Origin of the sequence: Paenibacillus marchantiophytorum, from assembly GCF_014640555.1 — a bacterium.
GTDB lineage: Bacteria > Bacillota > Bacilli > Paenibacillales > NBRC-103111 > Paenibacillus_E > Paenibacillus_E marchantiophytorum.
The window spans coordinates 1-26,040 of record NZ_BMHE01000072.1; the positions used below are offsets into that span (position 1 = coordinate 1).

At 46.7% G+C, this 26,040-nt stretch carries 20 protein-coding genes; all 20 read right to left on the minus strand.

The window, feature by feature from the left end:
* Nucleotides 1-714: S-layer homology domain-containing protein (locus tag IEY34_RS33675; protein WP_189020300.1), on the minus strand; the 714-nt coding region annotated here is incomplete at its 3' end.
* A gap of 232 nt (nt 715-946) precedes the next feature.
* Nucleotides 947-4,879, minus strand: a complete 3,933-nt coding sequence (locus IEY34_RS33680) for an S-layer homology domain-containing protein (RefSeq protein WP_189020302.1) — start codon at nt 4,877-4,879, stop codon at nt 947-949.
* A 265-nt stretch (nt 4,880-5,144) separates the two neighbouring features.
* Nucleotides 5,145-6,254, minus strand: coding sequence for a glycosyltransferase family 4 protein (locus IEY34_RS33685; RefSeq protein WP_189020304.1), 1,110 nt, complete (start codon nt 6,252-6,254; stop codon nt 5,145-5,147).
* 132 nt (nt 6,255-6,386) lie between these two features.
* Entirely contained in the window at nt 6,387-7,175 is a 789-nt protein-coding gene (locus IEY34_RS33690) for a WecB/TagA/CpsF family glycosyltransferase (protein ID WP_189020306.1), read from the minus strand.
* 45 nt (nt 7,176-7,220) lie between these two features.
* A complete protein-coding gene (gene csaB / locus IEY34_RS33695; protein ID WP_189020308.1) occupies nt 7,221-8,342 on the minus strand; it encodes a polysaccharide pyruvyl transferase CsaB in 1,122 nt (373 codons plus the stop codon).
* Nucleotides 8,318-10,366, minus strand: coding sequence for a DUF5693 family protein (locus tag IEY34_RS33700; protein ID WP_189020310.1), 2,049 nt, complete (start codon nt 10,364-10,366; stop codon nt 8,318-8,320). The genes csaB and IEY34_RS33700 overlap by 25 nt, the downstream gene beginning before the upstream one ends.
* Nucleotides 10,367-10,538: 172 nt before the next feature.
* Entirely contained in the window at nt 10,539-12,233 is a 1,695-nt protein-coding gene (locus IEY34_RS33705) for a phospho-sugar mutase (protein ID WP_189020311.1), read from the minus strand.
* 33 nt (nt 12,234-12,266) lie between these two features.
* The gene (fabZ, locus tag IEY34_RS33710; RefSeq protein ID WP_189020313.1) at nt 12,267-12,695 is read right to left on the minus strand and encodes a 3-hydroxyacyl-ACP dehydratase FabZ; all 429 of its coding nucleotides are present in this window, start codon (nt 12,693-12,695) and stop codon (nt 12,267-12,269) included.
* A 164-nt stretch (nt 12,696-12,859) separates the two neighbouring features.
* On the minus strand, nt 12,860-13,378 hold the full coding sequence (locus IEY34_RS33715) for a CDP-alcohol phosphatidyltransferase family protein (protein ID WP_229757976.1): 519 nt from the start codon (nt 13,376-13,378) through the stop codon (nt 12,860-12,862).
* 100 nt (nt 13,379-13,478) lie between these two features.
* Entirely contained in the window at nt 13,479-13,697 is a 219-nt protein-coding gene (locus tag IEY34_RS33720; RefSeq protein ID WP_189020317.1) for a DNA-directed RNA polymerase subunit beta, read from the minus strand.
* 26 nt (nt 13,698-13,723) lie between these two features.
* A complete protein-coding gene (locus IEY34_RS33725; RefSeq protein ID WP_189020319.1) occupies nt 13,724-14,587 on the minus strand; it encodes a flagellar hook-basal body protein in 864 nt (287 codons plus the stop codon).
* 23 nt (nt 14,588-14,610) lie between these two features.
* Nucleotides 14,611-15,504: a flagellar hook-basal body protein gene (locus IEY34_RS33730; protein ID WP_189020321.1), complete on the minus strand. Its 894-nt coding sequence runs from the start codon at nt 15,502-15,504 to the stop codon at nt 14,611-14,613.
* A gap of 36 nt (nt 15,505-15,540) precedes the next feature.
* A complete protein-coding gene (locus IEY34_RS33735; RefSeq protein ID WP_189020323.1) occupies nt 15,541-16,542 on the minus strand; it encodes a rod shape-determining protein in 1,002 nt (333 codons plus the stop codon).
* 165 nt (nt 16,543-16,707) lie between these two features.
* Nucleotides 16,708-16,998: a sporulation transcriptional regulator SpoIIID gene (gene spoIIID, locus IEY34_RS33740; RefSeq protein ID WP_047682268.1), complete on the minus strand. Its 291-nt coding sequence runs from the start codon at nt 16,996-16,998 to the stop codon at nt 16,708-16,710.
* Nucleotides 16,999-17,171: 173 nt separating this feature from the next.
* Nucleotides 17,172-17,900 (minus strand): M23 family metallopeptidase, encoded by a 729-nt coding sequence (locus IEY34_RS33745; RefSeq protein WP_189020325.1) that lies wholly within the window; start codon nt 17,898-17,900, stop codon nt 17,172-17,174.
* 81 nt (nt 17,901-17,981) lie between these two features.
* A complete protein-coding gene (spoIID, locus tag IEY34_RS33750) occupies nt 17,982-19,034 on the minus strand; it encodes a stage II sporulation protein D (RefSeq protein ID WP_189020326.1) in 1,053 nt (350 codons plus the stop codon).
* A gap of 250 nt (nt 19,035-19,284) precedes the next feature.
* Nucleotides 19,285-20,463, minus strand: a complete 1,179-nt coding sequence (locus IEY34_RS33755) for an RCC1 domain-containing protein (protein WP_189020328.1) — start codon at nt 20,461-20,463, stop codon at nt 19,285-19,287.
* An 804-nt stretch (nt 20,464-21,267) separates the two neighbouring features.
* On the minus strand, nt 21,268-22,587 hold the full coding sequence (gene murA, locus IEY34_RS33760; protein WP_189020330.1) for a UDP-N-acetylglucosamine 1-carboxyvinyltransferase: 1,320 nt from the start codon (nt 22,585-22,587) through the stop codon (nt 21,268-21,270).
* Between the two features lie 197 nt (nt 22,588-22,784).
* Nucleotides 22,785-23,045 (minus strand): DUF1146 family protein, encoded by a 261-nt coding sequence (locus tag IEY34_RS33765; protein ID WP_229757977.1) that lies wholly within the window; start codon nt 23,043-23,045, stop codon nt 22,785-22,787.
* A gap of 20 nt (nt 23,046-23,065) precedes the next feature.
* Nucleotides 23,066-25,594, minus strand: coding sequence for a S8 family peptidase (locus IEY34_RS33770; RefSeq protein WP_229757978.1), 2,529 nt, complete (start codon nt 25,592-25,594; stop codon nt 23,066-23,068).
* Between the last annotated feature and the right edge of the window lie 446 nt (nt 25,595-26,040).

The window sequence follows — 26,040 nt, forward strand, 5'->3', positions numbered from 1 at the left end:
CGTGTCGACTGGTTTATTGAACGTAACTTCTACTTTTTGCACACCGGTTGCTTTTGCCCCTGTCACCGAAACTTTACCTGCCGGTACATACTGTTGTTTCGCTTCATACGCGCCGCTCACAAGCAGGTCACGCGTTGCATTGCTCATCCCACCGAAAGTACCATCAGTTCCGTTAGCAAGCAGTTTTAATTCCAGTGCAAGTGCCACATAACCTTGTGCCCAACCAGACACCGTTGCATCTTTGCCTGTTTTATCTTTAGCCGCGGCATCTTGACCAAGTACACGCACCAAGAACGTAGCCAGTTGTTCTTTTGTTACTTTACCAGCGGGGTTGTACTGACCATCGGCATATCCATCTGTTACACCGGCTGTTTTCAAAGCTTCGATATACGGAAGTGCATAGCCATTCGCTGCATCGGTTAGACTAACGTCTGTAAACGAAGATGTTTTCAGGTCTTTGTTAATATCCAGACCCATAATCAAAGCCGCTACTTTGGCAAATTGCGCGCGGTTCATGTCTTCTTTCAAGCCAAATGTAGTGTCACTCACACCATCAAAGATACCTGCCGAGATCATCGCATCAAACTTCGCTGTTGTTGCTGCGTCAAGGTCTTTCAAATCCGTGAAATCAGCGGATGTTTTACCGAAAGCGACGGATGAGAACATGGAAAGCGCCATGGCGGAAGTAAGAACAACGGATAATGTTTTTTTCATAAAGGTTTGTTTCCTCCTGTATTTGAAAGTTTTTTGTTATAAAAACTTATAACCAACGGGGCGGCATCTGAATCTTTTAGCTTTGCGGTGTAGCATCGCGTCTATCACCTTGGCTACATACTTAGTCTACGATACTCTATACAATTTTTCATTGATAAGAAATTTCCATTCGCCTCTAAAAGCGAAAAAAGACTGCATCCGCTATCGGATACAGTCTTTTTTGCCTATCTATTTATTTAGGAATCTTCTTTTGTTGTTTAAGAACTCGAATGATAATGGCTGCTGCTTGGGCTCTGGTCAGGTTTCCTTTCGGATCATAGCTGAAAGTTGGTTTCTTTTGACCTTCGACCAATGCGTTCTCGATACCATCGATGAATCCAGCTTTCATAACGGCCTCTACAGAAGGTTGTGCGTAGGTGCCGATGTTGGCGGCGTCAGTAAACTCTTTTTTCAGGTTCACTAAGCTCTTGGCTGGATCTGCGCTTACTTTCATATTCGCTGCTCTTTCGATCATGACCGCAGCATCTTCACGGCTGATAGAGTTACCTGGAGCAAAGAGACCCGCTGAGTTGCCTCTGACGATACCTGCTCTGGCTCCTGCTTCAATATGCATAAAGTCATACAAGCTGCTGCTGTTGGATAATCCTAAACCTCTTCTAACGTCTGCGAATGTGCCCTGGAAGTTAGGATCAGTTGGATCATTCGTATGATACGATGTATCCTCATTAATCAAAGGAATTTCAAAGATTTTCACTAGTAATGTAACGAATTCACCACGTGTAATTGCATCATTCGGTAAGAACTGAGCTGCCGACTTATTGTTCATAATACCTTTAGAATACAAGATATCTAAATAATCGCGTGCCCAATCATGCAATGTCACATCATTGAAACTGTTATCCATGTACATAACCTGGAAGTAACCAAATGTGTCAACTGGAACTTCAATTGTGTGTGTTTTAGGATCAACCACGCCACCGATATTTTTCCAACCAACAAATTGATTACCTGTACCGCTAGGATCAAGGAAGGTACCGAATTGATATACACTTAAGTACTTCCAAGAGTCATTACGGATTTCATCATCATATTTCATTGTTAATGTTCCGCGTTTCGTTGGAACCACTAAACTTTTGATATTACGTGTATAGAATGCCGTTTCACCTGGTCCAAGCAAAGTTGGCGAAGGCAAGTTACCACTTCCTTGTAAAGCCGCTTTCAATGTATCAGGATTAGCCGCTGCACTAATATCAATTGTACCCGCATCTGCCCAGAAACGTTTACTTGCAGGTCTGAAACGACCTGTAGGCTCAATCAAGAAACGAGTTCCTGCAGGAGTTTCCGACGCTTTCTCCACACGGCCATCATCCTGATTAGCAATCCCGAAAACAATTTTACGATCAATAGTAATGAATTGCTCGCTTTGAGTACGATCATTCCTCATTAACTTCGTATCTTTAGGGAAATTCAAAAGGAAATCTCCATTAAAGATACTCATCTTAGCAGAAAGAGTCGTTTTGAACTGAGCTCCCTCAATTGGCGTGTTCACATTAAAAAGAACAAAGGAGCCATTGGATTTAGTTGCTCCACGATTCACTGTAAAAGTAACCGTGTTTTTGCCAGCTTTTAGACCTGTTACCTCAAATCTGAAGATACCTGGTGTTGTTTGCGTAGCTTCAGCTTTACCAAAGATAACACTATCAGCACCGTCTGCTTGGATAACAATAGTTTCTGAATTCGTATTTACGTTAGCTTGATCAATTTTGTCTACGTTCTTGACAAAATTCGTTGGTTGAAGCAAAAGGTAAGCAACTGGTTGCTTAGTAATTGTAATCATCTTACTGGTAGTACGGCCGGATGAATTGATAGCAACTAACTCAAATACGTAGTCACCATATGCATCCATATTAATGATACTTGATAAATTAAAATTCGTTGTGGAACGCTTGTTGTCTAATGGATCTATTGTCGTACTAATTTGATTCAATGGTATTACTGTATTCGCTGCAAGAGCAGAACCTACTGGAGGCTTTTTCAAAGTAAGAACAGCTTGGGTATTTAAAGTTGCATTCAGCACTGTTCCTTTAAGTTGAATCTTATTTGAATTCGTTTGATATACACCAGCTAAAGTTCCTAATGTGTATGGAGTCACTGCTACATCTGGGACTAAACTCTCGATTAGCGGTGCATAATCACTAAGAACAAATACTTCGTAGTTCGTTTGTGTCACCAACACTTTAGGCTGTGCTGGATCAGGCTTCAAGAATAAGGAGAACTTAATCGCTTTTTTACCATCAGAATCGAACAGTGCACTAAACGATGCCCCAAGGCCCGCTTGTACGGTGTCCAATGTAGTTTGATTAATCAAAAACTCTCCGGTTGCTGGATTAATTACTGAAGCTGCGCCATTCGTTAATTTAATGTTGGTATCGTTAATTGCTAATTCAACAAGTGGATAGTTAGCAGGAGGCAAATTAATAATTTTCCCCGTAATACAAGGCGCAGCACTTGTTCCACACGTGAACTGAGCTTTGCTAGTTACTACTTTTCCATTGTAAAGATTGGTTACGATGACATACGGTGCACTGGAGATATTCAAATTATATTGTTTGGTACCAGCGGGATTCGCTGTAGCAACAGGTACGTTTACTGGTGGCGCTGTAACTACCCCTACGTTAGGAGTAATCGACATCGTCGTTGGACCGTCTGGAATATTAGCTAATGAAATTGTCGCCTTATTTAAGGTAGAACCTCCACCAACAGGAGTAGTGTTATAAGTTCCATTGCCTGCAAATCCAGGGATATTAACAGTAACCGAATCAGTTTTGCTGTTTGTATAGACATCAATTGCAGCAGGGAAATCATTAATTTGATTAGACCCTTGCTCAGTCAAAACAACAGGAGAACCGGATAAATTTTGAGCTACATGATCCAAATAAGGTAAATTAGGATCTGTGAAGTTAAAGGTATAGCGTGTAGGCTGTGTAGCAGCACCCAAAGTGCTAGAGAGTGTTACATCAATCTCTTGTGCCGTAGTTGTTGAGCTCAAAGGTAAGGTCGCACTAATATGGTGCGTTTCATACTTCGTTCCTACCGTTGTTGCTGTCGCTGGACTTGTCGTAAGTGCCGGTGCCCCGCCACCCCAAAGTGCTCCACTCACATTACTAATCGTTTTGGACGCAAAATTATAACGGAATCCTGCACCGCTACCTACCACTTTAATATCAGCATATACATAGTCGGTAACATTAGGGGTAATATTCCCGATGCTGTTCTTTATATCCGTAGTAAAGATTACATCTTTGGATGTGCCGCTAGACAATGTAGGAACATCAACTAGTGGATAGACAGGTTGGGCAGGCGTTTCATTCATAGTAATTTTGCCATTATAAGCAAAACCTAGGCCATTATCGTACTTGAATGTCCTTGTTGTTGTGTAATAGTTTGTTGCATTCTTAGCAATAAACTGAATCTTGTTATCTCCGGGATTAAGTTTAATATCCGACACTCTTCCCGTATTGGTTAGAAACGTGAAGATACCGCCTGCAAAGTTAGATGCTTCGTAAGTAGAACCATTCACAATTGCGTCAACTCTCAAAGCGTTGCTTGCTGAGCCTGTAATCGTCGCATTCGTAAAAGGACCTTGGGAAGGCAGCATGGCTCCATCAGCAAAGGCATCATCATTGAACATTAGCCCCGTAATATTCGAGACCGGTGTGAAGTAAGCCCAACCAGGTAAGGAATCTACATTAGATGTACTATTAAATTTGACCGTAACGCGGTTAAGTCCTTCGTTTAATTGGACATTTTCAAAAATAATTTGATTCGTACTGTTGGCGACGCGTGTAGGACGGTTTGTTTTATTGGTAGATGAAAGACCCGTATTCACATTATAGATCTCATAGTAAATATCCGTGATTTGTTCTTGTGCGATACCACCGATATCTACACTTACTGTAATCGGATTCGTAGTAAAACGTTGTACAGAAGAGTCCTTAAATGCATCGGCCGGTAGATCGGCAGGATTAGGTGGTGTATGGACATATAAATTAGTGATATTCAAAACTGGTGCAGCCGAAGCCGTCATTGGTGGCAATAATGCAAGTAGCATGGTAATTAACAAGCTAATGCTGATCCACTTATTCCTTCTTTGCTTGGTTTTCAAAACATGTTCCTCCTTATGTAATCTAAATGTTGTTGTTAGGAATTAATAAAGATATAATCTTGCGCTTGCAATACGACTTTCGACAATCCCTCCCATATTCTGCTATCATTCTACATGATTAGACGCGGCTGAACGCCAAAAGTTCTTGTATCATACTTATCGGTCAAAACCAAGCAAATGTTTAGAGAAAGAAAGAAATTCATAATATTCAAAAAAAATCCAACCCTAAGGTTGGATTCGATTCCTGCTATTTATGAGTAAAATCTTACTTGCCTACGCGGTCGCTCTGCACTTGCTTGCCTACAAGCTTCTGCAGGAAGTTCAGCACCGGCTTGCGGCTTTTACTGATGATACCAATCGCCTCTGCGCCCACGAGCATCACGAGGAAAAGGGCCACGATAATCATGATAAGTCCCCAAATGGAATCCTGGGAGATGAAGACCGAGCAGACAACGGCGCTGCCGCCAAAGATGGAAGCAATTCCATAGATGATCAGCACGCTTGTACGATGGCTGAATCCAAGCTGCAGCAAGCAGTGATGGAGATGACTTTTGTCCGGTGCCGAGATCGGCAATTTATTCACGTAACGGCGCATGATCGCGAAGAAGGTATCGGATAATGGCACGCCTAGAATCATAATCGGAATAAGCAGGGAGACAACAGCCGCTTGTTTGAAGCCAAGAATCGAAAGTGTGGCTAACGCAAAGCCAAGGAATAGAGCTCCTGAGTCACCCATGAAAATTTTGGCCGGATGGAAGTTGTAGAACATGAAGCCTATGATACTTCCAAGTAAGATAACACAAAGCAAAATAACAGTAACGTTGCCCATCATAAGAGCAAGTATAAGAATCGTGGTCGTAGCAATACCGGAAACACCGGCCGACAAACCGTCGAGCCCGTCAATCAGGTTAATGGCATTAGAGACGCCGACAATCCATAATATCGTAATCGGAATGCTCAACCAGCCGATAGGCAGGTTAGTAGTTCCGAACGGAATGTTAACGAGATCGATTTTGAGTCCGAAGGAAACGACGATACACGCGGCAATCAATTGGCCGAGCAGTTTCCATTTGGGAGATAGTTGAAAACGGTCATCCAAAGCACCTGTAACGACAATCACGAAGCCCCCAATAAGCAAACCAAAGGCAGCATTGGAGTTCACAGCATCAAGTGCTGGAGAGACGACGAAATAAGCTCCGACGAATGCAAGGAATATCGCTAATCCTCCGAGACGCGGCATAATTCGGGTATGTACCTTCCGATGGTTGGGGGCGTCAACGGCTCCTACCTTGAAGGCAAATTTTTTGACTAGGGGTGTCAGCAGCAGCGCCATTAAGCACGAAGCGATAAACCCAATCGCATATAATCCATACATCTTCTCTTCACAGCTCCTCTTGTCATGGGTGGCAGGTGATCCGCCGAACTGAATTATACTCCCATTTGTCCACAAATACTACTGCTAAATTTGTCTGAAATGACCGTTTTCAGGCAATTTTCATACAATTTTTCATGATTTCGTGACTTTCTCTTTGTCACGCATCACTTTGATGGCAAACTTGGGGAGTAAGAGCATGCGTTTATAGCGCCAAGGCTCCTGCAATAGGCGGTAAAACCACTCTAGACGTAGTTTTTGAAATAAGACTGGTGCTCGTTTTAGCTTGCCCGAAAGGACATCAAAACTTCCCCCTACACCCATCATAACGGGTACTCCCAGTTGTTGCTTATATTTCGCAATCCAAGGCTCTTGGCTAGCTGCAGATCTGCCTACGAAAAGCAGATCCGGCGCGGCAGCGACGATGTCCTGAATGACTTGAGCATCCTCTGCATCTCCGAAATAACCATCGCGAACACCCACAAGTTCAATGCCCGGATATGTGGTGCGCAGCTTGTCAGCCGCTGCTTGTATAACTTCTGATGAGGCTCCAAGCAAGTAGACTTTCCACTTACGGGACTCGCCGACCTTCATCAATCTATGAAGCAGGTCATAACCGGGAACCCGCTCCGCAACAGGCTGTTTGACATAGCCAGATGCCCAGACGACACCTGTTCCATCAGGGACAATAAGCTCAGCGCGCTGCATCATGCTCAGATAAGCAGGATCTTCCTGAGCGGCCATGACCATAATCGGATTGGCGGTTATGACTTGATGCGGCTGCCTTTGTTCTATAACCTTCGTAAGGTAGGCTACGGTTTGGTCCATACTCATTTGGGAGATGGGTACCCCATAGATCCTAACCTTCGGGATCGAATGGGCCAATGCAGCCCCCGTAGGAGGCTTTGTTGATGGTGCGCTCATAGATATCTCTTCCTTTATATGACGTTAACGATTGGATTTTAGTTGCTACTTTTGAGCCTTTTGCTTGTAAAAGGAGACAATGCGCTGCGCAGGAAGCTGAGCCTGCGCTTTGAGCTCGTCAATGGCGGCGCGGCTCGACGCCGCCCACTGCTCGCGATCCACGAGGAGGCGCTGCGCCTCCTCGGCGAAGGCTTCGGCATCGAAGCTGGCTGTCGATGCCGCGGCTTTCATGCCAAGCCTATGGAGGAACTGGTCGATCTTCGGATCGTACGAGATGCCTACCATAGGCACATACTGCGAGGCTGCATAAATCAAAGAATGCAGCCTCATCCCGATCAGCAGGTCGCACGCCGCGACCTGCGCCAGCATGTCCTGCGGATGGACGACGCCTCGCGCCATCTCCACCCGCGACCCGTGATCGCCTAAGCGGTCGATCACGAACTGCGACGCCACCTCATCCGAAGGGAGGTGGAAGGGCAAGAACCGCAGCCGCACATCAGGGTGTGCGGCGAGCAGCAAGGCCAAGGACCGCGAGAGAGCTTCCAGCTCCGAGCGGTCCTCGTTCCAGAAGCGGACGGATACGCCGACCGTCCGCCCAGCACCCGGCGCGCCAACGGCCGCGCCGTTAACGCGCAGCGGCAGACCCATGACGGGGTCTGGCACGACGGTGATGCGCTCCCGCGGGAGGCGCATCCGCCCTAGCAAGTCCGCGGACTCCGTATCGCGGACGGACACATACGCGCAGCGCTGGAACACGCTGCGGATCCAGCCAAAGAACATCGGACGGCCCACTGGGCCGATGCCTTGGGAATAGATAAACGCAGGCTTCCCAAGCCACTGTGCAAGCTTCAAAACAGCCAAATAGTAAGGGATTGTCTTCGAACTTGTAGCATCCTGCAGCAAGCTGCCGCCACCGCTGATCAGGCCGTCCGCTTCTCGCAAAGCGCGAAGCAGCGGTCCAGGCTTCATCCGATGATAGGCTTTAACGCCATACATCGCCGATGTCTTCTCTGGATTCGCCGAGAGCACAATCGGCTCAATCTGAATCCCTTGAGCCTCACTTTGTTCCTGCAAAGCGAACAAAATGGACTGCAGGACGGCTTCATCACCGCTATTATCAGAACCATAGTAGCCGGATAGCACTATTTTGACCACTGAGGAACCCATCGCTTCCAACTCCTCGTGATGATTTCCCAAGCAATAATCAGGACAATGCCGATCAACGCACCGAATACTAACCCGTAGGTAATACGGATTAAAGAGATATGCAGTGGCGTATGGAGATGCGCGAATGTATCTACAATCGATAGTTGCCCCATAACACCTATGAACAAGACATAGATCGCATTACGATAGCGAACGGATAAGTATGCGCCTAGCAAGAAGAGAGGATGAGCAAATAAGAACTCTTTGGTTCTAGGTCTCACACCTAACGTATTTTCTAAGAAAGACCGGAACAGCTTCTCTACGGAAGAGGCTTGTCCCTCATTCCCTGTACGGGATAAGTAGTAATAACCGGCCGCCAAGATAATGCCAGCTACCACAATCCACAGAACACTGATATAGGAAGAGAATATCTTGCGAACCTTCGCTATTTTGTCCCCATAGGTATTATTCTCACTGAAGAACAGCAGATACAGTCCAGCAACAGCAATAGGCAGCAGATGAAGCGCGCTGACGCCGCGGAACTGTTGCAATACCAGAGAATACGTAATGTGATTCAGTAAAACAACTTCGAATACGACGCCAATGAGTGAGATTAACGATGTTTTGAGCAGCTGCCATAAGCCATATGCGAGTCCTGATTTCCATTTGGAAGCAGCACCCGAACGCACGGATCGAATAACCAGCATCATCGCCACGCTAGGCGCGCAAATGGCTGTCGCCAAAGCTAGTCCCTGCGCGTATAAATTCGCGGAAAGGGTATGCAGAGCTATGGCTCCCAAGATCCCGAGAACAAACAATAACAGCACTGATTCTGGAATAAAGAACGAAACCGCGAGGACAATTAAGCTAACCCCGCCGATTAAAATAAATACACGCGCAATTTTCTGCCAGCCTGATGTTTCTACGGTAAAAGCTTCCGCAGGCCCCAGTGTAAATCCAGCTTTCTCGATACGCGGTATGGCGCCGTCTTTGCCCTGCAAGCTCTCATAGAGCGAAGCAAGCGGGTCTACCAGCTTCCCTTTATCCAAGCTTTTGAGCGGCTTCGCATTCAGGAACACCATCCGAATGTTGCGATCTTTCACCGCTAGGACCAACCGATCTGCAACCCCTTGAATGCGGCCTTCCAACTCCGCCTTTTTGAGCGGCTCCATCAATTTCTCGCCGTCTTTCTCCGTGAATGAATGCAGACGAACGACATTATAATTGGTTTGCTTGGCTAAGGTGTTAAATCCTTTTTGCGGCTCCTTCAGCATTTCGATGGCTGCTAGTCCGATGTCGTATTTGTGAAGAAGATCCGCCATTTTATTCAGGTTCAGCTCTGTGTCTTCCTCCGTATAAGCAGGCACTTCATTGCCATCTACAATAATTCGCTTCACCCCAAATTCATGAAGCTGCTTCAGCAGACGATCCATTTCATTGGTAACAAAAGCTCTGCGATTCGATAAACGAACGACAATTTGAAACCCTTGATCTTTCAGCGTTTGCAACGTGATCGGATCTGGATCCATGGTCTTAATAGCGGCATCGTCGGAGCTCATTTGAATGACAAGCCCCGTTTTATTTCTGAAATTCCAAGGCTTAACGCCGACCTGCAAATCCGTAAATGTTTTCTGAATAAGAGGTTCCAGCTTTTGCTGTGTAGCAATATCCGGGAATAAAACATACGTGTAATTCTCATTCGGATTCCCGAATGTTTGGGTAAGCGCTGCGGCGTCACGTGAGTTATACACTTCAATGCGACGGCTTTCTTTGAGTTCCGCCAGGGTGCTTTCATAAACAGCCAAAGATTGAATTCCCGCGGCCTTCATATTCTTCAACTGCTGGGCAACAAAGCTCTGCGGATTCGTCTGAATATCCGAGATATCCAGCAAATCGCGATAATCGAAAACAAACTCGACTTGATTCGCCGATGTTTCCGTTTGATGACGTGTGAAAGCAAGCGGCAGCGAGCCCAACATGCCGATAATCACGAGCCACCAAAGTACATTTTTGAGCGGGTTATTCCAAGTTTTATACCAATTCACCTATTGTTCACTCCTTAGAGCATTTACTTGCCAGTCCCTTATACACTCGAAAACCCCTCCAGTTCCTGAGCTTCGGAGATAGGCCAAATGAATACGGATTTTGTTTCCATTTATTCATTAGACGACCTATCCCTGACTTAGGTTCTGAAGAGGTTCAATTGATCCTATTTCATTATCCGTCTACACGGCTAAGTACATATTGAATGATGCCATCCAGCTGCGCTGCGGCTGCCGGACCTGTTGATCCTTTTACCGCAAAATAGAACTTAATTTTGGGCTCTGTTCCTGAAGGACGCAAGCAGAACCATGATCCATCTTCAAGCGTGAATTTCAGCACATTTTCGATCGGAAGTCCGTCCACGCCTTGGGCGTAGTCTGCTAACGTTGCTACGCGGATACCGCCGACTTCAGTCGGTGGATTCGTTCTCCATGCATCAACCATACGGCCAATTTGTTCCACGCCGTCTTTCCCTTTAAGCGTCCTTGATTCCAGTTTTTCCAAAAAGTAACCAAAGGATTCGTACAGTTCCTGTAAGACTTCATATAAAGTTTTGCCTTGCTTTTTGTAATACGCTGCTGCTTCTGCAATCAGCATCGCTGCAATAACGGCATCTTTATCACGCGCATAGTCTCCGGCCAGGTAACCGTAACTCTCTTCATATCCGAATAAGAAGGTATGCTCGCCACTTTTCTCGAACTGCGACATCTTCTCTCCGATATATTTGAAGCCAGTCAACGTATTCAAGGTAGGAATTCCGTAATGGTTCGCGATAACAGCCCCCATCTCGCTTGTTACGATCGTCTTAACGACAACGCCGTTCGCTGGCAGTGTGCCACGTTCTTGCAAACTGGACAATAGATAGTTGACCATGATCGCGCCGGATTGATTACCGGATAGAACGACGTACTCCCCACTCGGGTCCTTGACCACCGCGCCCATGCGATCGGCATCTGGATCCGTTCCGATAATGATATCCGCGTTCCACTCTTTGGCCTGCGCGATAGCAAGCGTGAACGCTTCTCTCTCTTCCGGATTCGGTGATTTCACGGTCGAGAACTGCGCATCCGGCAACTCCTGCTCAGCGACAACACGAACTTGTCCGAAACCAACGGCTTTCAGCACCTCGCGAACAGGCACATTCCCCGCACCATGAAGCGGTGTGAAGATAATGCGGAAATCATCGCTAATCTGCTGAATGACATCCGGATTCTGACTAATCGCCGTAACGGATTGGATGTACGCTTGATCCACATCTTCCCCTAACCAAGCTAGCAATCCTTGCGCTTCGGCTTCCTGTTGGCTCAGCTTCTTCACTTTGTTGAATGAATCGATGCTTTGCACTTCAGCGATAACTTGCTCGGCAAACTCGGGCACAAGCTGTCCGCCGTCTGCGCCATATACTTTGTAACCATTATATTCAGGCGGATTGTGACTTGCTGTAACGACAACACCTGCATTTGCCCCAAGATATCTCACGGCAAAAGAAAGCTGTGGCGTTGAGTGAAGCGTTCGGAAAAGGTACGCTTTAATCCCATTCCCTGCGAATACAAGAGCAGCTTCTAAAGCGAACTCCGGCGACATATGACGTGAATCATAAGCCAGGACTATGGATGGGTTTGCTGCGCCCGTTCCATTCACATACTGTGCCAAGCCTTGGCTTGCGCGTCCAACGGTATATACGTTGATTCGATTCGTTCCAGCACCAATCACACCGCGAAGTCCGCCAGTGCCAAATTCGAGATCTTTATAGAAACGATCCTCAATTTCTTTCTCATCGTCCCGAATGGCTTGCAGTTCTTTCTTCGTTTCGGCATCCACCGCTGGATCCTCTAACCATAATTGATACTCTGATTGTACACGCGTCATAGTAGTCAGGTTCATCTCCTTTTTATCTATGGGTTATTTATTAGCAAGGGCGAACATAAGTTCACCTTCAACTACCACCTTGTTACCTACTTTGGCTACTGCATTTCCTTTGACAATGGTTCCTTTTACCCGTGTAATCGTCATTTCTAACGTAAGGGTATCACCCGGAACCACTTGCTGACGCCAACGAATGCCATCTGCGCCTGCAAATAGACCAATTTTACCTTTGTACTCAGGCATGGACAATACAGCCACTGCGCCTACTTGGGCCAGCGCTTCCACAATCAGCACACCCGGCATCACCGGGTAACCAGGGAAATGACCAGCGAAGAAAGGCTCGTTAATCGTTACATTCTTAATACCAACGGCTCTAACGCCTTCTTCTAGTTCCACAATACGATCGACCAACAAGAAGGGCGGACGATGCGGGATAATCTCTTGAATTTGATTAATATCTAACATAACAGGTAATACTCCTTTCGAATAGCCTTGTATAAAATACAAGGGAATTACTAACAATAGAGTTGTCCCTTCATTAACTGCAGAAATGAAGGTTCATATAGGGGAGCTTATGTCAGCGGGTTGTGCACAGTCCCTTAACATAAGCTCTTTTTACGTGATAGGCATTACTTAGCTCGTGCACCTCGGTTTAATAAGAGGAATTGGAAAATGTAAATGAAGGACGTTAAGAACGAAACCCCGATTACAAACCACAAATAAGTTATCGCGAAGGTTAATTTAAACACAAGGAAGAGGATAGCAAAGTAGTAGAGGACTGTCGTTAATTTCCCCATAACATTCGCTGGGACCGTTAATTTGCCCCTGAAATGAAATATCGCAGAGCCGATGATCATCCCTACATCCCGAATAAACATAGCCGCCGCTGCTTGCCAAGGAATCATCTGTGTGATGAGCAAGGACAAGATAACCGCTATCATCATGCATTTATCCGCAAGGGGATCCAGCATAACACCCACTGGGGTAATGAGTCCGCGCGTTCTGGCTATGTAACCATCAAGAATATCCGTAAGCCCTGCTGCCAAGAGAATCACAAAGGCAATTTGAATATGTCCACTAAAAAAGATCATGAGATACACAGGAATTAGTACAAACCTGCTAATGGTGAGCATGTTCGGTATGTTCAAAGTACCCCTCCCGCACCTAATTTCTGGTATCTGTTCATAAGCCTTCATTCATTATACCGCTGCTCAGACAAAAATAAAACTCCCACTGAGGGAGTCCGAGTTAATTTGCAAAGACCAGATCGTAAAGATGACGCCATGTGCTCATATGAAAGATTTCGCCAGCCGGCTGATGACCAAGCTTGGTATAACCTACCCATAGTCCGATATAAACGGCTAGCACGCAAAGCACAGGGATACGAATGATTTTGAAAATAATCCATATGATATTCAGCCATTTCGGCCTTGGTTTCTTCTTCTTTGGAGCAGGCTTGTCTGACATCGAGCCCTATCCCTCCCTTTCTACGATCAGGCGCGCAAATTATTAGCAATATTCATCATCTGATCGGAAGATGTAATGGCCCGGGAGTTCAGTTGAAGCGCTCTTTGCACGATGACCAGATCTGTCATTTCATCCGATAACGTTACGTTGGACTGCTCCAGAAACCCTTGCATCAGCGTTACGCGATTGTTCGTTGTATCGAGACCGTTCACATCTTGCAAGATGTTGGCCTTCTCAGCCGCCGTAATCCCGGCAGGAATCGTATACAGATTATCTCCGACATCCTGGAGAAGCTGTGGACGCACAACGCGAACCAGCTTGATTTGGCCTAAGTTCAAGGCAGCTGCGCTTGGATTCTGCTCACTATAACCCATAACTGTTCCATTCTCTTGAACAACTGGTTTGAGGCCAGCAGGCACACGAATCGGGGTACCGTTAACACTTGTCACATAATGGCCCTCTTTGGTTGTGAGGATCGTGCCGCCATTGTTGTCCGGCGTTAGACTGAACGCACCATTGCGCGTCCAGGCTGGCTGGAACACAGCGTTCCCATTTTCATCGATTTTGCTGACCGAGACTTCGAACAGCCCGTCCCCTTGGATGGCAAAATCCGTTGTATTGCCCGTAGATTGAATAGGTCCTTGAGCTAGATTCGTCTGGATTTGCACCAGTTTGGAACCCCAGCCTTGGTTGAAGCCTAACGGAGAGAACCGCCCTTGTTGGCGGAATCCTTCCGGTTGTGATTTAACGTTCGTCAGAACGTCTTCGAAGGAGGCTTCCTTCTTTTTGAAACCGTTCGTATTCACGTTCGCTATATTGTTAGACAGAATATCCAGCTTTTGCTGTAAGCTGTGCATGGATACCGATGAGTTAATCATGGAATTGTTCATGGCTGGCTCCTTCGCAAGCTAGATTAGACGCGGCCTACTTCGTTGGCTGCTTTGTCCATACTTTTATCATAAGATTGAATAACTTTCTGGTTGGCTTCATATGCCCTAAGCGCTGACATCATATCGACCATCGATTGAGCAGAATTCACGTTAGAACGCTCAATGAAACCTTGACGGACCTCAACTTGATCAGCCGCAGCCACTTGCGTGACTGTTGCTTCGTCGCCCGGATTAATCCGCAGCATGCCGTTACCTTCGCGCAGCAGCAAATTAGGGTTCTCGGCACGTGAGATCATCAGGCCAATAGGTTGTCCTGCAGCGTTCAGCAGAGGACGGCCTTCCCCATCGAGAAACTCACCCTTATCCGTTACTTTGAATGCGCGGATCGGTTGCCCTGTTCCGTCTGTCAGCAGCAGAGGTTGTCCATTACGTCCCAGCACTTGGTTACCGTTGGCATTAACGAGTTGACCCGTCGTATCGACAGTGAACTTACCATTCAGGGAATAGCGCTGCTCCCCATCTGCGTTCAATACCGTAAACAAAGCCTGTGGCTGAAATGTATGCTCACCGTCTGGATTGACGTATTTCCCAGTAGCATCGAAAGTCATGCCTGGCACTTGAATGTTCGAGACAAGTGCAAAATCGAACGGATTTTGCGTTTCTTGCAAATCACCTTGTGCGTGAATGGAGATGTTCTCCTCCGCAAATACCCCTAGACTCATCTTCCCAAGCGGCGCCGTCGAAGCACCTTGTCCACCGCGAATCGTGGATATGAGCATCTCCGGAAACGAACGAGACAATGAATTACCTTGTTTAAAGCCTGGTGAATTGATATTGGCGATATTATTTGTAATCGTGTCATGTCTGCGCTGCTCCGAGATCATGCCTGCCGCCGCGGTATATAGTCCTCTTAACATGTCTTCACCTCTTGGGTAGTTTCTTGTGCAGCTTGTCTAGTTGAATTTGCGCTTGGATACTTTGTCCAAATTATCAAGCATGATGCCTGTCCCTTTAACAACACAAGACATAGGATCTTCTGCGATAAGAACAGGTACTTTCAGCTCATCTGCCAATAATTGATCAAGCCCATGCAGCAAGGCCCCGCCGCCCGTCAGAATGACACCACGGTCGATAATATCTGCCGAAAGCTCAGGAGGCGTGCGCTCCAAGACACTCTTCGCTGCCGTCACGATGGAGGAAACCGGATCCCACAGAGCTTCTTGTACTTCACTGGAGTGAATAGTAATCGTAAGTGGCAAACCGGACACCATATCTCTTCCGCGAATATCCATCTCTTGATCTCTTCCGTGTGGATATACCGTTCCGATTTTCAGCTTAATATCTTCGCTTGTCCGCTCACCAATGAGTAACTTGTACTTATTTTTGATATACTTCGTAATCGCGATATCGAACTTATCGCCAGCAATCTTGATGGAGGAGGAGGTCACGATATCGCCCATGGATAATACGGCAACATCCGTTGTCCCTCCGCCAATATCTACAACCATATTGCCGCTTGGCTGGAAGATATCCATACCGGCGCCGATCGCGGCCGCCTTAGGTTCTTCTTCCATGAATACTTCTCGGGCACCGCTGCGCTCAGCCGCTTCGCGGATCGCCTTCTGCTCGACCGAGGTGATGTTGGTAGGGGCGCAGATCAGAATTCTAGGATGCGAATACCAGTTCTTGCCCCCTACTTTGGCAATAAAATGTTTCAACATCATTTCCGTAATATCAAAATCCGCAATAACGCCATCTTTCAATGGACGAATGGCGATAATATTGCCAGGAGTTCTGCCAACCATGCGGAAAGCTTCTTCTCCAACAGCCAGTACGCGCTTCGTATCGCTTTCAATCGCAACTACGGAAGGCTCATCGAGCACAACGCCGCGTCCTTTGATGTGAATAAGCACATTCGCCGTGCCGAGATCTATTCCAATATCCTTGCTTAACATTTCAAGTTAATCCTCCCTAAATCTACCGTCCATCCCGTGAAGAATCGGCGCTCTTATAGATAGTTCTAATTATAAGCTAAATTCGCTGCAAATGCATTATTTCCTCTTTTTCCGTGAAATTTCGACAAGACCAGTTTCAGGAAGCCACCGGGATGAAGCAGTTCTTTAGGATTTAACAGTTACCAAATTTTCGGAAAGCTTAGGGTTCCGGGTTTTTCGATACTTAATTTTCGTTGCTTCTCCTCCTCTTAGATGCCTGATGGACTTGTGATACTCCAAAATGTGTTTCACCTGATTGGCCAGGTCCGGGTTGATTTCCGGCAATCTTTCCGTTAAATCCTTATGCACCGTGCTTTTGGAAACGCCAAATTCCTTAGCAATGGTGCGAACCGTATTCTTGGTCTCGACGATACAGGTACCAATCTTAATGGTTCGCTCTTTGATGTAATCGTGCACTCCCCTCGCCTCCCTACTCGAGATAGTTTGGTAAAGTATATGAGGGGCATGACTAGATATTCTACGTAACCAAGCCTGACAAGCTCATTTCCCATATTTATTTTCAAAATCAAAACAAAAAAGCAGCAGGATGTACCCGCTGCCCCTATCTATGTAGCTGTTTGGTGAAAAAATTACTGTTTCGCGTTCAGAAGCGTTTCTGGATTAACTGCAGCATTATCACTGGTTTGACGAACTTCGAAGTGAAGATGTACCCCATCTTCTTTCTCGAACTCATTGCGGCCAGCCTTGGCGATGATGTCGCCCTTCTTCACTTCAGCACCTTTGACAACTTTGACGTCTGCCAAGCTTTGGTAGACGCTAATCAAGCCATTGGTGTGCGTAATCTCAACCAGACTGCCTACAACTGGGTTTTGATCTACAGCTGTAACTTTCCCGCTCAAAGCAGCCAGGACATCGAATGCCGCGCCGTCTTTGGTTTTCAAGTCTATCGCTGTATGCGGCGTCAATTGATCGTTATATTGGATCATAGCCGCCTGCTTCACATCATTTGCTGCATTGGTGTCATAGAACGGGATTGATACACTAACCAAAGATTTTTCTTTAACCGGCCACTGCATCGTCTCCGGTTGTGCATTGACCGCAACGGCCCCATCTGGTTTTTCCGCTGTTTTCTCATTGCTGCTAACCTTAATGCCCAGTTCTGCTTCGCTGACTGTCTTGGTCCCTGTGTCCTGGTACACCCACATTAAGGTTAAGATAATTGCTGCTGCTGCCACATACGTCGCTGGGAATACCCACTTCTTAGCAAGCAACCTCTTCCATGCGGATGGACTACCTTGTGCCCCTTGAACAGTTTTAGGAGCTTCTTCTTTTTGAAAACCTTTGTTTTGATCACTCATGGTTATCACCTCATCAACCATTCTTGACACATTTAAAGGTTTTATACTTGAAGAAAGATATTTTTATAGAGACCCTGCAAATTAAGATTTTTGGATAAAAGGCGCCGCCTTTTCGATAGAGATGCCTGTGTAATAATAGGTTACGATTTGCTCCGCCGTCTTGCCCTCTTTGGCCATACCATTGGCGCCCCACTGGCTTAGGCCAACGCCATGGCCGAATCCATAGGTCGTAATAATGATTTTGGAGCCAGACCATTTCCAATCGAATTGCGAGGATGCTAGTCCTAGCTTCTCTCTAACTTCACGACCAGAGAAGGATTTGCCTCCGATAGCCATTTTTTTAATCCGATGACCAGCCGACCATTCTAGCACTTTCATCCCTTTGGCATTGGTTCCTGTCGTAGCGATGCTTGTGACGCCTAGCTTTTGAAGCATACTCTTATACGTAATCTCAACCGTTTCTTGATAGCGAGCAGATAGCTTTACGTCCCATGGACTGGGGACACTGCGCAAATAGGGGCTCTTGAAAGGCCAGTAATCTTCCGAATTCTCAGTATACCCATTGCTTGTAGAGAAGAAGGTTGCATTAATGGGCTTATGCTCATAAGTGAGAATCATATCTTTGGTTTCATTCACGGCTCTATCGATTTTGGCCATATTCGTCTCGTACGAGCGCTTGTCCCATTTGTCTTTCAGCTCTTGTTCAGTAAGATAGGCTTGATGTGCAGTAGTATCGGTTACAAGAGCATCGTCCACTGGCATATTGCTGTAATCCTTCTCTATCACCCTACGTACTACATACGTTCTCGCAGCCATTGCCTGTGCCTTCAGCGCCTCCAATTCGAAATCGACGGGCATTTCCGCTGCTAGAACCCCTTTCACATATTGCTCCAGTGGGACCGTCTCAACTACCGACTTCTTCGTCAAATAAACGGGAATCATCAAACCTTGCTGCTGCACAGCGGCCTCTTGATTGGCGCCATCATCGATCGTTTGAGCAGAAGATGAGCCGCCGGCGGGAATCTTCTTGACTAGCAATCCAGGAACAAGAATGGTGACACAGAGCATAGAAGACAAACAAACGGCCATCCATAGGATGACCCCGCGGCCAGGAACACGTTTTTTCTTCAACATCGTCTCAGCAGCCTCCATAAGCGCGTTTACTAGCAGGTATTTGGTATGACTTAGCTTATGAGAGGCTCTGCTAGATTAGAACACGTAAAGTAGCTTATGAATTTGATTTGCCGTCTAGTTACAAACAGAAAAATCCCCTCCGGTCAACAACGTCAAATTCATCTTAGGCGATGACCTTTTATCGTTGTCAATCATGAGGGGATACTATCATTTAGAACTCGTGGAACATCTATTCATTGCAACTTGAGATTTACAGACCTGTTACTTGAGCCGGCGTATAATGGTTAATCCTTGTTCCGTCTCCAAGTTGGCGCCAATAGTTATGACCCCATGCCCATACCGTTCCGTCTGACTTTAGTGCCACAGTGAAAACTCCACTCGAAGACACGGCCGTTACCCCGCTTATGCCTGCTACCTGAACAGGGCTTAGATATGTCGAACCCGTCGTTCCGTCTCCAAGTTGGCCAAAAGCGTTGTAACCCCATGCCCATAGCGTTCCGTCATTTTTAATCGCCAAGCTATGCTGATAATCAGCTTCTACTACTTTTACGTTGCTCAGACCTGGAATCTGAACCGGAGTCGTATGACTCGTCGTAGTGCCGTCTCCGAATTGGCCGTTTGTATTATTGCCCCAAGCCCATACGGTTCCATCCGACTTTATGGCAAGACTGTGAGTGTCGCCGGCCGACACGTAGGATACATTACTGAGACCAGACACCTGCACCGGAGTTGACCGATTTGTTGTTGTTCCGTCTCCCAGTTGACCATCCGAGTTATAACCCCAAGCCCATACCGTTCCATCCGACTTAATGGCGAGGCTATGATAGCTTTTCGTTGAGATGGACACGATATTGCTGAGTCCTGATACCTGCACAGGCGTTGACCGATTTGTTGTTGTTCCAACTCCCAATACACCGTAATCGTTACTCCCCCAAGCCCATAACGTTCCATCGGATTTTAAAGCTAAACTATGGTAGAAACCAGCTTCAACATCGATTACACCTGTTAAATTATTCACTTGAACTGGGTCGTTACGATTTATATAAGTCGTGCCATCTCCCAGTTGACCAGCACCGTTAGTTCCCCACGCGAATACGATGCCATCGCTGCGTAATGCCAAATTATGATGTGCATTTCCTGCCGAAATATCAATAATATTTTGAACAAGTGTGTTTTGAACGGCAACAGCGCTGCTGTCCTGACCTGGACCGGTGCCGAATTGTCCGAAGTTTGCATCACCCCAGGCCCATAAAGTATCATCTGCCTTCAAAAATAACGAATGCCCCCATCCTGTTGTCAGGACCGTCTTCAATTGAGGTGGATTGGTTGGATTGGTTGGATTGCCCAGCGCTGTGCCTGTAGGTACGATTATCATTGCGAGTAGCAGTGAGGTAAGTAGTGAAATAACTCCTTTTTTTCTCATCATCATTAAATTCCTCTCCTTCTCTTAATTAAATGATTAGTGTGTTTGGCTCGATTCATAGATTCCAACGTTCTAGTTTGAATTTATCCTCCCTTCCCATCTAGTGTAAAAATTGGATTTACTTACATATTTAATAATACAATTATATAAATTTTAATCAATAGTTTAAATTGACAACATTTGTATGAAAATGTCGAAATCATTATTATATTATAAAAAATACCAACTTTTCAGATGCATATGGCAGGGAAGTATAATATAGCCTTTGCAGTTGCAGTATTGCTGTCGCAAAAGTCAAACCAGGAGGCAGGCAAACCCACGCCCCTCTTACGAACCCAGCAACCTTTATTTGGTCAAAATGGCCCACTTGAAAAATCTAATGAATCCCCGACATGTTATCTCATTTAAACGAGCTCCATTCCGCCTATAAGCTGCTCGATAACGCCAGTTAAGTTCATTAGATTTCTAAAGCAGCCATTTTTTGGTCAATAAGCATCATACAGTTCGTTAGAATGACAAATTGATTAGGCGGTGCGGGGGCTCAGCGGACGGGCTGCGGGTGGGGAGTGGACGGGCGCAATAAGGGCGGACGGGGGTACGGACGGGGTGCGGGCGGGGCTTTCGCTTACCCATAGCCTGTTGAGAAAGCCGCGGTGGACGCCAAAAATAAAGGAGCTAAGCATGTACGGCCGCTTAGCTCCTTCTCCAATCACACTACCTTAAACTTTTGGAGCTGTCCCACAAAGCTTCGCTGCCCCCAAGCCCAAAAAAACTGCCGGAGCTCCTGCTCCGACGGTCAATCTATTCAGCCTACGCTAAGGTCGGCTGGATGTTGAAAAAGCCCAGCTCCGCGGCTTCCTGTTCGACTTCCTGCGGCACCGATCTATGAATATCGGCGCCAAGCTCGCGCAGTACGTCCGTAATATCCACGTATCCGCGATCGATATGGTGAACGCCTGTAATCTCGGTTTCACCTTCCGCCGCCAGTGCAGCCAGAATCAGCGCTGCGCCTGCGCGCAGGTCTGTTGCGCAGACCTTGGCGCCCTGCAGCTTCGCGTTGCCGCTGACGATGGCTGTGCGGCCATCGACCTTAATGTGAGCGTTCATGTTCGCGAATTCCTCCACGTGCATGAAACGGTTCTCGAACACCGTCTCGGTGACTAGGCTCGTGCCATCCGCCACCATGAGCAGCGCCATCATTTGCGACTGCATATCCGTAGGAAAGCCCGGATACGGCAATGTCTTCACATCCACCGCGCGCAGTGGTCCTGAAGCGCAAACGCGGATACCGTTCTCATCCTCTTCGATGATAACGCCCATTTCCTGCATTTTGGAAATAACCGGTCGAAGATGATCTCCAATCGCGCCCTCCATATACAGTTCACTGCCTGTAATAGCTGCCGCGATCATATACGTACCCGCTTCCACCCGATCCGGTATAACCGTATGTACGACACCATGAAGCTTCTCGACGCCTTCTATTCGAATGACACCCGTACCTGCACCGCGAATGGTTGCACCCATGGCATTCAAATAGTTGGCCAAATCGACAATCTCCGGCTCTTTCGCTGCATTTTCAATGACGGTGGTGCCTTCAGCCAGCGTAGCCGCCATCATAATATTCTCGGTTGCGCCAACGCTGGCTACATCCAAATAAATTTTGGCACCCTTCAGGCGCCCCTTTACTTTAGCTTCGATATAGCCTTGACCCAGTTCAATATCGGCACCCATCGCTTCAAAGCCTTTGAGATGCTGATCAATTGGCCTTGTGCCAATCGCGCAGCCGCCTGGCAGCGAAATTCTCGCTTGACCCAGTCGAGCTAACAAAGGACCCATCACGAGGAAAGAGGCTCTCATTTTACGGACTAGATCATAAGAGGCTTCGCATGTGCTGATCGTCTGCGCACGAACACGAATAACCTGACGGTCATATTCCACTTCAATACCTAAACTCTGTAAAACTTTATTAATGACTAGTACATCGTCAAGGGGAGGCGCATCATGGATGACGCTTTCACCTTCCGACCCCAGAATGGAAGCTGCAATAATCGGCAGAACCGCATTCTTTGCTCCGTTGATTTTCACATTGCCAGCTAACTTTCGGCCACCGCGGACGATAATTTTGCTCATCATGGTCCCTCCGCGCACTTATTTTAAATTACAAGGCATTGCACATTTCCTAAGTTTATCATTTCAACCCATACAGTTACAACTGTGTTCTTTTGGTATTCGGAAACACCCTCATAGAGTTCGAAGAGGATCTCATTTTTCGATCCGTTCTATTACCATTGTTGACAACAAATTAATTCATTATTCGATAAATCGAATTAAAACATCTTTCCGAAGCCCATGGAGAGACCTAAATACTGAATGAAAAAACTCGCTACCAAATGTCCAAGCCCAATAGCCAGCAAAATTTGAAGCATGATCGCCTGCGCGGCCTTAGGCCTCTTGAGCAGGACGTCGAATCGGAAAGCCTGCAAGGCCCACCAAGCTATACCAATGCAGAGGATATAGACGCCAATATCGACCATATTCATCATCGAAGCATATTTTGACGCTTCATTCCACTTGTCTGTTTCTCCCATAGGCCACTCCTTCTAATCAATTAACGATTCATTACTTTGGCCAACATTGTCACGAATTCCGCACGTGTTGCTTGTTCATCGGGGTGGAACGTACCATCTTCATAGCCAGCGATCCAGCCATCCGATGACATTTGTTTCAGAATACCAACACCCCAGTAAGAATCATCCACATCGGTAAAAGGAGAATTGCCCCGTCGCTTCCCGGTCATATTCATGCTGCTTGCGAGCATCTGCGTCATCTCCATCCTCGTGAGGGTACGGTCAGGTCCGAATGTGCCATTCGGATACCCGCTGACGATGCCGGCTTGCACTGCCTTAGCAACGAATTCATAGGCCCAGTGCGAGGTATTCATATCGCTAAAAGTAAGCTCTTTGCGCTTCGACAATTTTAACGCTCGCGTCAATACCGTCGCAGCTTCTGCGCGTGTAATGGGCTGATTGGGAGCAAATCGATAGTTCCCGTACCCACTAATGACGCCTTGTTCCGTTAACTGGCTGATCGCTGCCTGCGCCCAATGCCCTTCGATATCGGCAAATCCGCTAACAAGTGTGTAGCTGCTTATTTTCAACCGATACATTTGACTCATAAACCATTGATTGGCTTGCAGCTTTATATAATAAGTACCCGCATCCAGCGTCTTCTCGATGAATAGTTGATCAGAACCCGCTTCATTTCGATAAAAGTTTTGTTCCTTCAGCGAACTATCATACAATGTCGCATACATGATGCGTGAGGTTGGTATGTTCGTCAAGCGCACTTGAGCTAACCCGCCCTTCGCCATTCGGAATTCGAACCAATCGACATCATCATTCGTATTCAGCAAGCCCTCATACACGGAATTCATCGCTGCAAAGGTCGCTTGATACGATTTATCGTTCGGCTCATTCGGATCAATCAGCTTAGGCGTATATTCAATTTCCAGTGTATATTCACCGGTAATCGGCTCTGAATAGTCCTTCATATTACTGACGCGAATATAGTACTGCCCTGGAAACACATCCATGAGAGGACTGACCTCAAGAGCACCATCTCCGCCTTGGTCAATCGAAATCGCCTTCTCGCCTTCCTTCTGAATGAGGAGCATCGGATCAATCCGCCCTGTATCAACAGAAAGCTTAACGCGCATCGTACCCGAATGGTCCAAATTCAAAACGAACCAGTCGAGGTCATCTTTTTTATCAAAAGTACCACGAATCGTTTGGCTGCGCCCAGGCAGTGAAAAGGCTTTGTACTGTTTATCATTATCTTCAAAAGGGTCTTTATAGATAACAAAATCAGTTACCAGCGAATAGGGAATCGCTGTTGTTCGTGTGCGATCCACGGACTGGAGCTGCACATAAGTACGTCCCTTGGTCACAGCTATTTTAAAAGGCTGATTGGCATCGCTGCTGTTGGCAGCTGTAAACGTTTCACCGGAATCAAACTTCACTCGGATGCCTGAACTGTCTGAGGTGTGAAGCCACAACTCAATAAATCCATCATAAGCGGCGTCAATCGCAAACCAATCATCATCTTGGGCCGAAGCAATAGAAGCTTTGACGGCTGTATGAATAGGCAGTTTGGCTGCCTGATTCTTCTGGTTATTAGGCTCAAAACGATCTTCATTGTACGGCTGCGTCAGCGCCAAATCCACCTGCAGCAAACCATAGCCTGTGGTAGGGTCCCAGCCGGCTGTGTCCAAATCTTCGGCCGTCTGCTCCAGTTGCGAGCGAACTTGATACGCGGTCATGCCCGGATATTTACCCCATACCAGAGCAGCCGCTGCGGCCACTTGGGGAGCAGACATCGAGCTTCCGTCTTGGTACTGATAGCCGCCTCCTAGCGCTGTTGTATAGACATCCCAAGGAGCGACTAAATCAAGCTCAGGTCCAAAATTGGAACGCTGATCCGCCTTCTTACTAGGCGTGACTCCCCCAACAGCCAACACAGAGGGGTAGGCCGCAGGGTATTTCACGCTTGAGCCTTCATTGCCTACAGCTGCAACCAACAGAACATTACGGTCCTCCGCATACTGCACAATCCCCTGCATATAGTCGGAGTATTTATTGAGTCCCAGTGACAGAACAACAATACGTGCTCCATGATCAACAGCGTATTTAATCCCTTCGCCGAGCTTTGCTTCGCCGCCTGTGCCATCAGCTTCCAACGCTTTAATTGGCATAATCTTGGCATTCGGCGCGATGCCGGCAATTCCTTTATCGTTATTGATTGAAGCCGCAATAATCCCAGCTACATTCGTTCCATGTCCATTATCATCATATGGCTTCTTAGATGGCTGAAGCAAATTCGCGCCTTCCACCAAATTGCCCACTAAATCAGGATGTGTGAGATCAACACCTGTATCTACTACAGCTACTACGATCGGTGTTCGTGAATCCCCTGCTGCAGCCCATGCTTGATCGATATGTATCATATCCAGATAGGTTTGTTTCACCCTCATGGGATCGGTCGACACAGGGTATGCCGCTTCTACGTTAGTAACCATTCCTGTGAGTTCCAGGGCGAGTATCGTCAGGACGATGAGCCACAGATGCCGCATTAATTTCATGTAATCACAAGTCCTTTATCGCTTAATGGTTTTTACCTTCTCTATCTATACCACATTACCCGCCTTCTCGATACATATAACGGTTTTTCGTCGCAAAAAGTTCAGATTTTTGGAAATATTTTTTTCTATGTATTTATTGGAAAGCTAAGAAAAGCGGCTTTGCCGCTCTAAGAGATGAGCGTCTTCATAGCTGTTTTCAGCAATCTAGCAGATACTAGTTCCCTTTGGGCTTTGCAATGGCAGAGAGCGTCGCGTGAAAAGGAACTATGATCCGCTAAATGGTGGGAAATGGGGTAAACGTAGCATGAAAAGGAACTGAGATCCTCTATTTAAGCGGAAACTGCTGATTCCAACGGGGAAATGGTGAAATAGCGGATCGTAGTTCCCCCTGGTGTAGAATATGGCGGTTTTCAGAATGATAGCGTACTGTAGTTCCCTCAAACTCG

What these genes read in the sequence shown, in the direction of transcription:
- IEY34_RS33685 (WP_189020304.1), bottom strand. Translation starts at nt 6,254, where the DNA reads ATGTATGGATTATATGCGATTGGGTTTATCGCTTCGTGCTTAATGGCG.
- murA (WP_189020330.1), bottom strand. Translation starts at nt 22,587, where the DNA reads ATGAGCAAAATTATCGTCCGCGGTGGCCGAAAGTTAGCTGGCAATGTG.
- IEY34_RS33755 (WP_189020328.1), bottom strand. Translation starts at nt 20,463, where the DNA reads ATGATGATGAGAAAAAAAGGAGTTATTTCACTACTTACCTCACTGCTA.
- IEY34_RS33765 (WP_229757977.1), bottom strand. Translation starts at nt 23,045, where the DNA reads ATGGGAGAAACAGACAAGTGGAATGAAGCGTCAAAATATGCTTCGATG.
- IEY34_RS33720 (WP_189020317.1), bottom strand. Translation starts at nt 13,697, where the DNA reads ATGTCAGACAAGCCTGCTCCAAAGAAGAAGAAACCAAGGCCGAAATGG.
- IEY34_RS33730 (WP_189020321.1), bottom strand. Translation starts at nt 15,504, where the DNA reads ATGTTAAGAGGACTATATACCGCGGCGGCAGGCATGATCTCGGAGCAG.
- IEY34_RS33770 (WP_229757978.1), bottom strand. Translation starts at nt 25,594, where the DNA reads ATGAAATTAATGCGGCATCTGTGGCTCATCGTCCTGACGATACTCGCC.
- IEY34_RS33725 (WP_189020319.1), bottom strand. Translation starts at nt 14,587, where the DNA reads ATGAACAATTCCATGATTAACTCATCGGTATCCATGCACAGCTTACAG.
- csaB (WP_189020308.1), bottom strand. Translation starts at nt 8,342, where the DNA reads ATGGGTTCCTCAGTGGTCAAAATAGTGCTATCCGGCTACTATGGTTCT.
- fabZ (WP_189020313.1), bottom strand. Translation starts at nt 12,695, where the DNA reads ATGTTAGATATTAATCAAATTCAAGAGATTATCCCGCATCGTCCGCCC.
- IEY34_RS33690 (WP_189020306.1), bottom strand. Translation starts at nt 7,175, where the DNA reads ATGAGCGCACCATCAACAAAGCCTCCTACGGGGGCTGCATTGGCCCAT.
- spoIID (WP_189020326.1), bottom strand. Translation starts at nt 19,034, where the DNA reads ATGTTGAAGAAAAAACGTGTTCCTGGCCGCGGGGTCATCCTATGGATG.
- IEY34_RS33735 (WP_189020323.1), bottom strand. Translation starts at nt 16,542, where the DNA reads ATGTTAAGCAAGGATATTGGAATAGATCTCGGCACGGCGAATGTGCTT.
- IEY34_RS33745 (WP_189020325.1), bottom strand. Translation starts at nt 17,900, where the DNA reads ATGAGTGATCAAAACAAAGGTTTTCAAAAAGAAGAAGCTCCTAAAACT.
- IEY34_RS33705 (WP_189020311.1), bottom strand. Translation starts at nt 12,233, where the DNA reads ATGACGCGTGTACAATCAGAGTATCAATTATGGTTAGAGGATCCAGCG.